The 8877-nt window shown below is 75.5% G+C and carries 6 protein-coding genes; 2 read left to right on the top strand and 4 right to left on the bottom strand.

The genetic code is table 11. The annotated features are described in order from the left end of the window. The coding region (locus STRTUCAR8_RS50020; protein WP_006378486.1) for a cellulose binding domain-containing protein at positions 1 to 171 on the top strand (171 nt) is incomplete at its 5' end. A gap of 87 nt (positions 172 to 258) precedes the next feature. Here STRTUCAR8_RS50020 and gndA read toward each other — a convergent pair. Next, positions 259 to 1701 carry an NADP-dependent phosphogluconate dehydrogenase gene (gene gndA, locus STRTUCAR8_RS23690; protein WP_006378482.1) on the bottom strand — a complete coding sequence of 481 codons (1443 nt, stop codon included), beginning with the start codon at positions 1699 to 1701 and terminating at the stop codon, positions 259 to 261. Positions 1702 to 1758: 57 nt separating this feature from the next. On the opposite strand from gndA, the gene STRTUCAR8_RS52615 reads away from it, so the two are divergent. Then, complete coding sequence (locus STRTUCAR8_RS52615; protein ID WP_158697421.1) at positions 1759 to 2070, top strand: ferredoxin reductase domain-containing protein; 312 nt, start codon at positions 1759 to 1761, stop codon at positions 2068 to 2070. 15 nt (positions 2071 to 2085) lie between these two features. Here STRTUCAR8_RS52615 and STRTUCAR8_RS23695 read toward each other — a convergent pair whose 3' ends face one another. The 3 genes from STRTUCAR8_RS23695 to STRTUCAR8_RS23705 are packed head-to-tail and all read right to left on the bottom strand — an operon-like array spanning position 2086 to position 8827. After that, entirely contained in the window at positions 2086 to 4032 is a 1947-nt protein-coding gene (locus STRTUCAR8_RS23695) for an SWIM zinc finger family protein (protein ID WP_006378484.1), read from the bottom strand. Continuing rightward, positions 4029 to 7670 carry a vWA domain-containing protein gene (locus tag STRTUCAR8_RS23700; protein ID WP_006378481.1) on the bottom strand — a complete coding sequence of 1214 codons (3642 nt, stop codon included), beginning with the start codon at positions 7668 to 7670 and terminating at the stop codon, positions 4029 to 4031. Before STRTUCAR8_RS23700 ends, STRTUCAR8_RS23695 begins: the two co-directional genes overlap by 4 nt. Beyond that, entirely contained in the window at positions 7667 to 8827 is a 1161-nt protein-coding gene (locus STRTUCAR8_RS23705; RefSeq protein ID WP_044472752.1) for an ATP-binding protein, read from the bottom strand. Before STRTUCAR8_RS23705 ends, STRTUCAR8_RS23700 begins: the two co-directional genes overlap by 4 nt. Positions 8828 to 8877: the final 50 nt, after the last annotated feature.

Here is an 8877-nt window from a genome sequence, read left to right on the forward strand (position 1 = left end):
TGGGACGCGAGCTTCGCTCAGGACGGCGCCCGCGTCACGGCCACGGCCGCCGACTACAACAGGTCCGTCGCGGCCGACGGCACGGTCTCCTTCGGCTTCCTCGCCAGCTGGCAGGGCAGCAACAAGGAGCCGGTCGACTTCACCCTCAACGGCAGCCCCTGCACGACCTGAGCCGCCCGCACACGGCCCCGGGCCGGCCACACCCAGCGGTGACGCCGCGGGCGTGGCCGGCCCGTTCGCGGTGCGGGCCGGGCGAGGTCAGATCACCTCGGTCTCGCTCCGGTCGGCCCGCTCCCAGAGCGTGTGGAAGCGGCCCTCGCGGTCGGTACGCCGGTAGGTGTGGGCGCCGAAGTAGTCGCGCTGGCCCTGGGTGAGGGCGGCCGGGAGACGCTCGGTGCGCAGGGTGTCGTAGTACGACAGGGCGGCGGAGAAGGCCGGGACCGGCACCCCGTGCCGGGCGGCCGTGGCGACGACCTCGCGCCAGGGCACCTGGGCGTCGGCGATCTCGCCCGCGAACCCCTCCTCGGTGAGCAGGGTGACCCGGCACGGATCGGCGGCGTAGGCGGCCCGGACCCGGTCGAGGAAGGCGGCGCGGACGATACAGCCACCGCGCCAGATCCTCGCTATCGCGCCGAGGTCGATGTCCCACCCGTACTCGGCCGAGGCGTCCAGGATCATCTTCCAGCCCTGGTCGTAGGCGATGAGCTTCGAGGCGTACAGGGCGTGCTCGACCAGACAGGCGAAGCGCTCCGACTCGTACGCGGTGAGGTCCCAGCTGGTGCCCCCGGGCAGTTCGCGGTACGCGGCGCGCAGGGCCCGCTGGCCCGAGGCGGCGCGGGCGAAGGTGGCCTGGGCGATGGCGGTGACCGGGGAACCGAGCTCCAGGGCGGTCCGTACGGTCCAGCGGCCGGTGCCCTTCTGCCCGGCGGCGTCGGCCACCACGTCCACGAAGGGTCTGCCGGTGGAGGCGTCGGTGTGGGCGAGGACCTCGGCGGTGATCTCCATCAGGTAGGAGTCGAGCCGCCCCTTGTTCCACTGGCGGAAGACCTCGGCGATCCGCGCCGGCTCATAGCCGCCGACCTGGCGCAGCAGGTGGTACGCCTCGCCGATCAGCTGCATGTCGGCGTACTCGATGCCGTTGTGCACCATCTTCACGAAGTGCCCGGCACCGTCCGTGCCGACATGGGTGACACAGGGCTCGCCGTCCACCTTGGCGCTGATCGTCTCGAACATCGGCCCGAGCGCGCTGTACGCCGCCGCGGAGCCGCCGGGCATGATGCTCGGCCCGTTCAGCGCGCCCTCCTCGCCGCCCGAGACACCCACCCCCACGAAGTGGATACCGAGCCCGCGCAGGGCCAGTTCCCGGCGGCGGGTGTCGCTGAAGTGGGCGTTGCCGCCGTCGATGATCATGTCGCCGGGCTCCAGGAGCGCGGCGAACTCGTCGATCACCGCGTCGGTGGCCGCACCCGCCTGCACCATGATCATGAGCCGCCTGGGGCGCTCCAGGGCCGCCACGAACTGCTCGGCCGTCTCGGCCGGCACGAAGTCGCCCTCGTGCCCGAAGTCCTCGACCAGCGCCTTGGTCCTGGCGGGGGTCCGGTTGTGGAGGGCCACGGTGTAACCGTGCCGGGCGAAGTTCCGGGCCAGATTCCGGCCCATCACCGCAAGGCCGGTGACGCCGATCTGCGCGGTCGCCTTCATGGTGTGCTCCTTCGCTCGGTGCGGTCTCCCGACCGCCACACAGATCAGTTACGGCTGGTGGGGCCCCAGTTGTTCAGCCGGATACCGGGTGGCGTCGGGAGCGGGTGCGCGCACAGGCCGAAAGAGCCTCCCTCTCGGCACGGCCGTCGTCCCGGCGCCCCCTCGTTCGCCCCGAGCGACACCGAACTGGGCGTCAGCGTCAAGAGGGTCACCGACGGCCGGATGCCGTCCCGGCTGCACGAGCTGCCGACCGCCTCCCGCGTACTCCTCTCCGGCCCCTACGGCCAGGAACTCACCACATCCGACCACCACCGTCCGCTCCTGCCGGCCGTCGCCAGGATCGGCGTCACCCCCGTACCGGGGCCGTGAGCGCGAGGCGCTTCTTCAGCCGACACGGCTCCGATCGCGGCTCCGGCCGTGGGTCGGGTCGCCGTCGCACCGCGGGTCGGGGCGACCGGGATCACTCCAAGTGGCCCGGACCAGAGCCCGTTCGGCGCTCGCCAGGTGGACCGCCGCGGCGAGCCAGGCCGACGCGTAGTGGCCGGGGTCGGCTTCGTCGAGCCGGCCGAAGACGTCACGGGTGCGGCGGTCGGCCGCCGCGGTGAGTGCCGTGGCCAGGTCGGCGGCGGTACGGAATCCCGCACGGCGCAGGGAAGCCGTGTCGCGGCCGAGATCGCCGCTGCGCGCGGGCTCGGCGACCGCGCGACGGCCTCCGGCGACGGCCAGTTCGACCAGCCGCCGCACCCGCCACAGCGGTGAGTCGGCCAGCGGGTCGGGCGGGGACCCCGCGATCGCTCCGGCGGGCGGACCGGCGTCGGGCGGCGGAAGATGCGTGCCCTGGATACGGTCGTAGCCGAGATCGGCGCGGCCCAGCCACTCCGGGGGAAGCCGGAGGGTCACCTCGGTGCCCGGTACCGGGCCGACGGCGAGCGGGCGGAGGGTGGCGGCCCGGTCGGGGTCGATCCGGCCGATCACGCGTATGTGGAGGCCGGGGCGGGAGGCGAGCCGACGGAGGTTGGCGGTGTGTGCGAGGTCGGGGTGGCCGTTGGCGGGGGCGAGGCGGACGAGGGGGCCGTCGGCGGCGGTCGGTTCGCGGGCCAGGAGACGGTCGCCGAAGGCGCCGACGACGATCAGGTCGCAGCCGATCGGTTCACCGGACCGTCCGTCCTCGCCGTCCTGGCCCGGGGCCGTGGCGAGCCGTTCGGCGACGGTCTCGGCGAGCGGGCGGGCGAACAGGGCGGCGAGCGGCCCCGATGACCAGGGGATGCCGGTCAGCGGGGTGGCCCGGACACCCTTGCCGGAGCCGAGGCGGCCGTCCGGGGAGACGGTGGCCCCGGTGATCAGCAGGCCGCCGCGCGCGAGTTGGGAGTGGTCGAGCGCGGCCGGGCCGAGGGAGACGGGAGCCGTGGCGGCGCCCCGGGCGCGGGCCGGGCCGCCGGGCTTGACGTCGGCGACGGAGAACCAGCGGCCGTCGTCGGTGACGAGGTGGGTGACCACGCCGCCGTAGCCCGTGGCGCTGATCACCGGCTCACGGCAGACCCCGTGCACGCGCAGCCCGCCGTCGCCCGGCCGGTAACCGCGCCGGGCGGTGCCGATCAGTGCCGGGTCGGGGTGGGCCGCCGCCAACAGGCCGGTGGTGAGCAGGAGTTCACTCAGGGCGGCGGTCAGATCGGCCAGGCGATGGCCGTCGTGCCGGGCGCGGGCGCCACGCAGGCCGCGTACGACGCGCACGGCGGCGGCCTCGGCCCGGTGCAGGCCGGCCAGGCGGGCCGTGTGCGCGGCCCGCAGCAGCTCGGCCTGGGGCACCGCGCCGGCGGCCGGCACCCCGGCGGCGAGGACCGCCGCGGCGGCCGACCACAGACCGGATGCTGCCGTGGTCTGGGCGGGGGTGAGGACGAGGGCGACGGTGAGGGCGGGGGCGGCGGTCGCCGTCGCGGGGAACTCCGGGTCCGCGACGGGCTCGGCCTGGGGAGCGGGTCCGGTCGTGCTCCCAGCCGCGCTGGTCTCCGCCGTCGTAGCCTCTGCCGTCGTGGTCTCCGCGTCCGCCACCGGGCAGGCACCCAGCACGGCGGCCCGGTGCAGGCAGCGGGGTGCGAGCAGGCAGGTGCAGTAGGCCTGGTCGGCGGTGGTGACCGTGCCGGAGGGCCCGGGTGTCAGGGTGACCACGGCGTCCTCGCCGCAGCTGACGGACACGGTGTCGCCGTCGACCGAGGCGCGCAGGGTGGCGTACTGCTCGACCGCCGCGTCCAGCTTCCTGCGTAGCCGGGAGGTCAGACCCTCCACGGCGCCGGCCACCACATCCGGGGCGACGGGCGGGAGTTGCTCGTTCATCGGGTTTCTCCGCGAAGGCGGTCGCCCACCCAGCGGGCGAGGGCGAGTGGGCTGAGGGCGGCCACGGGCATTCCGGCCGCGACGAGTTGCTGGGCGACGGGCACCGAGTAGCGCGGCGCTCCGGTGTCGTCCAGAGCGGCGCAGCCCATCAGATGGACACCGGACGCGGCCAGCGAACGTACCTCTCCGAGCAGGCCGCCCAGCGGATACCCCTCCTCGAAGTCGCTGACGACGACCACGAGGGTGCGGCTGGGAACCGTCACCAGGGAGCGGGCGTGCGCGAGCCCGGCCGCGATGTGGGTACCGCCGCCGACCCGTACCTCCAGGAGGAGGGACAGGGGATCGGCGACCTGGTCCGTCAGGTCGATCACCCGGGTGGAGAAGGTGAGGAAGTGGGTGGAGAGAGTGGGTACGCCGCCCAGTACGGCGGCGGTCAGTGCCGACCAGATGACGGAGGCCTCCATCGAGCCGGACACGTCGACCACGAGGATCAGCCGCCAGTCGGCCTCGCGCCGGGACCGGGTGCTGAAGACCGGCTGTTCGGGAACGACGACGGTCCGGCCGTCGTCGAGCCGGCGGGTGTGGGCGAGGTTGGCCCGCAGGGTGCGCGGCAGATCGAGCCGGCCGCCGGGCCGGCGGGTCGGGCGCGGGGTGGCGAGGCCGGTCAGAGCCGGGCGCAGCCGGGTGGCGAGTTCGCGGGCGAGTTCGTCGACCAGGCGGCGTACGAGCGGCCGGAGCCGGGCGAGTTGCTGCTCGGCCATGCCTCCGGCGAGGGAGAGGACGGAGGCCAGCAGCTCGACGGAGGGGCGTACGGCGTCCGGGTCGAGCTGTGCGAGTACGTCGGTACGGCCCGTGTCGGCGGCCCGGCCGAGGACCTCCTCCCGGACCTCGGTCCCGAACAGGGCCTCGAGTTCCGCGGCCCATTCGCGAGCTGTGGGGAAGGCATCCTCCTGGCCGCCGCCGGTTCCGTTGCTCAGGTCACCCGCCCCCTCGCCGCGTCCGGCTCCGTACAACTCGTCGAGTGCGCGCGCGTAACGGCGGGCTCCGACGGGGAGCCGGTCGGTCTGCCGGCCGAGCAACAGCCGCCACCGGTCGGCGGGAACGAGGCGCGGCTCCGCCGGGTCCGGAGCTGCGGGTGCGGCGCCGCCCGGCGCGGTGGTCGCCGTTGCGACCGCGGGTTGCATGCAGTCTCCTTCGGACGTGTCCAGGACCCTCTGAGCCACCCGACGGGCTGAGTCGTCGGCACCGGGCACGGAGCCCGCAGGGAACGGCAGCCCCAGCGCGTCGAGCGTGGCGAGTCCGGCGGCGTCGGCGGCCGTCCACAGAGCGATGAGTTCGGGCGGGGCGGCCAGCGTGAGGTCGAGCCGGTCGCCGAGGCGTTCGGTGACGGTGTGCAGCAGGCGGTCGCGGGCCGCCGGGGAGAGGGTGTCGAAGCCGCCGCGCAGTGCGGGCAGACGGTCAAGGAAGTCCTGGTCGGTGAGTCCGTCGACGCGGTTCAGCAGGGGAGTGAGGGCGGCGGGGGCTGCCTCGAGCAGCGGCCCGGCAGCGGTCAGCAGGCCGGTGAGCAGGCGCGCCAGACGGTGCCGGCCGTCCGCGCCGGTCGCGGCGTCGACCCAGCCCGCCGCACGGGCGCCGAGCGCGTCGGGGCTGTCGAGGTCGAGGAGGACCCTGGCCGCCGACGCGGCCCCCTGGACGAGCGGGGACCCGGTGCGCGCGAGTGCGCCCAGGGCGTCGTCCATCCGCAGCCCGAGGCGGTGTTCGCCCGCCCGGGCCGCCAGCGCGACCAGCGCGGCGGCGTCCTGCGGATCGTCGCTGCCGGCCAGTCCGGGAAGTGATCGCACGGCGGCTTCGAGCAGGGTGACGGCCAGCTCGGCGGCCTGCCCGCGTCCCTCCGGCGTGGTGCCGGGCAGATGGCCCCGGCGCAGCGCCTCCAACAGGTCGAGGGCGTCGAGGAGTTCGGGGAGGGTGGCTGCGGAGGGAAGGACGACGGCGGCCTCGGCAAGGCGGTCGGCGACCAGATCGGGCAGGTCGCAGCGGGCCGCGTCGCGCAGCCCGCTCAGGAGCTGCGCGCAGGTGGCGCCGCCGTCGGCCGTCTCCCGACGGTACGTCTCGCGCAGCGTTCCGGCGGCGGCCTGGGCCGCGTTGACGCCCCGTACGCCCGCCAGGTCGAGCCGAGCCGGCACGGACGGGGTCCAGGCCAGCCGCCATCGCGTGGTGAGGGCGGACGCGTCCCCCGTACCGGACACCGCGACCGGCTCGCCGTATCCGACGCCGCACACCTGGAGCCGCTGGAGCAGGACCTCCCGTCCGCCGTCGAGTTCGGACCGCAACGGGTCCAGGCGCAGCTCACGGGGTTCCGCACTGTCCGGACCCGGCAGCCGCAGCGAGGCCAGCTCCGCCTCCACCGACGGGCCGAGCCCCGATCGGGGCGTGCCGGGCGCGATCCGCCCCCGCTCGGCACCGACCAGCACCGTTTCGAGCGCGCGGGCCAGCGCCCGGCCCCGGCCCAGCGGTTCGCCCTGGCCGAGCACGGTGGTCACCGCCTCCAGCAGCTCCCCCCGGCCGGGTGCGGGCAGGCCGCGCAGCCTGGCGAGGTCGCACGCCAGCCGCAGGGTCTCGGTCGCCTCACCCGTGCCGGCGGTGTGCCCGGCGGCACGCATCTCCCGGCACAGCCCGGTGATCGCGCGGGCGGCGGCGTCACGCACCCGGCCCGGGTCGCCGCCGGCCGTGAGCACCGCCTGCTGCCAGCGGGGGTCGCGGATACCGGCGGGGTACCCGGAGCGCGAGTCCAGCAGATCGAAGGCGTACGGGACCAGCGAGGTGACCGGCGCCGGACGGTCGGCGTCTCCCGTGCCGGGGACCGCCCTGTCCGGGGCGGTGTGGTCCGCCGTGGACAGGGCCGGGGCGTGGAAGGCGCCGACGACGGCTGCGACGCGGCGGCCACCGGCGGCGGCCTCGGTGAGGACGCGGCGCATATGGGCTTCGCGGGCGAGGTCGGTGGCGGGGATGCCGCCGGTGGCCGCCGTGTCCTGGCGGAGGGCCCAGCCGACGCCGAGGGCGGCACGGCGGACGGCTTCGGGCGCGCAGCCGGGGGCGAGGACTTCGACGGCGCGGTCCCACAGGTCGTCGCCGTCGCGTCCGGTGCCGGCGGCGCTGAGGCCGTCGGCGTAGCCGGTTTCGGCGTGGGCCGACGGGGTGTGCGGGACGGTGTCCCCGACGCCGGGCCCGGCCGGATCGGACCAGCCCGCATCGGTCAGCGGAAGGTCGCAGCACAGCACGGCGGCCCCTCGCTCGCGGGCCCAGCGGATCGCGGCGAGTTCCGGCGAGAAGTCGGCGAAGGGGTAGAAGGCGAGCCCGCCGTCCTCGCGGGCGCCGGCGACTGCCAGCGGGGCGACGGCGCGCGGGTCGGCGAGGTACGGCAGCCACCGCTGGAAGTCGGCCGGCAGCTCGACGCACACCACCTCGGCCTCGGCGGCGTCCAGCAGAGCGGGCACGGCGGAGGCCAGCGCGGGACTGTGGTGGCGTACGCCGAGAAGGTACGGCCGCACGGAGGCCGCGAGGGCTGCCACCGCCTCCCGGGGGCCGGCGACGGATGTCCTCGGCCGTGCGACGGTCTCCGCCGCCTGGTCGACGGTCAACGCAGGTTCTCCCGCAGGTCCCAGAGGCGCCGCCACATCGCGGAGCCGTCCTCGGCGCGGCGGCGGACCGGGCCGTCCCAGTAGCCGAGCAGACGCCCGTGGTCGGCGGGGTCGTCCTTGCGTACGACGCCGAGGAGATGCCCGGGCACGAGGTCGAGGAGGTCCCCGGCGGGCAGGTAGGCGGCGGCCAGGCCGAGGGAGGCGGCGACCTGCACGGCCTCCGCGGTGGACATCACCGTGCCGGGCCGCTCGACGTCCCAGCCTTCCGCCGAGCGGCCGGACCGCAGGTCGCGGAAGACGGTGACCAGCGCGTCCAGTACGGCGTCGTCCACGGCGAAGGCGGCACCGGCCCGCTGGACGGCGGCGGTGGCCTGGCCGCGCACGAGAGCCGTCTCGGCGTCGGCGTCGGCGATGGGATGGACCGTCTCGAAGTTGAAGCGCCGCTTGAGGGCGGCGGACATCTCGGAGACGCCCCGGTCACGCAGGTTGGCGGTGGCGATGACACTGAAGCCGGGGGAGGCGGGGACCGACGCGTCGGCGGTGCCCGCGAGTTCGGGCACGCTCAGGCGCCGGTCGGACAGGATCGACACCAGCGCGTCCTGCACCTCCGGCAGACAGCGGGTGATCTCCTCGATCCGGGCGACCTGCCCGCCGCGCATCGCGGTCAGCACCGGGGAGGCCACCAGGGCCTGCGGGGTGGGCCCCTGGGCGAGCAGCAGGGCGTAGTTCCAGCCGTAGCGGAACGCGTCCTCCGTCGTGCCGGCCGTGCCCTGCACGGTGAGGCCGCTGGTGCCGCTGACGGCGGCGGCGAGCAGCTCGGAGAGCATCGACTTGGCCGTGCCCGGTTCGCCGACCAGCAGCAGGCCGCGCTCACCGGCGAGAGTGACCACGCAGCGTTCCACCAGGGCGCGCTCGCCGACGAACTTGGGGGCTATGGCCAGCCGCGCGGGCAGCGTCTCGTGCGGCTTGGGCAGTTGGAGGGTCTCGCCGCCGCTGCCGCAGACGAAGGTGACCACGGCGCGGGGCGTCAGCGCCCAGCGGGGCGGGCGCGGACCGTCGTCGTGGGCGGCGAGGAAGGCGAGCTCGGTGGCGTGCCGCTCCTCGGCCGGCAGTGTCTGCCGGGCGGGGAGGGCGGTCGCCTGATCCATCAGGGTCATGGGGCAAGTTCCTTGTGCGTTACGGATTTCGGGGTGCCGTGCGGAAGTCG

This window comes from Streptomyces turgidiscabies Car8, from assembly GCF_000331005.1.
Taxonomy (GTDB): Bacteria; Actinomycetota; Actinomycetes; order Streptomycetales; family Streptomycetaceae; genus Streptomyces; species Streptomyces turgidiscabies.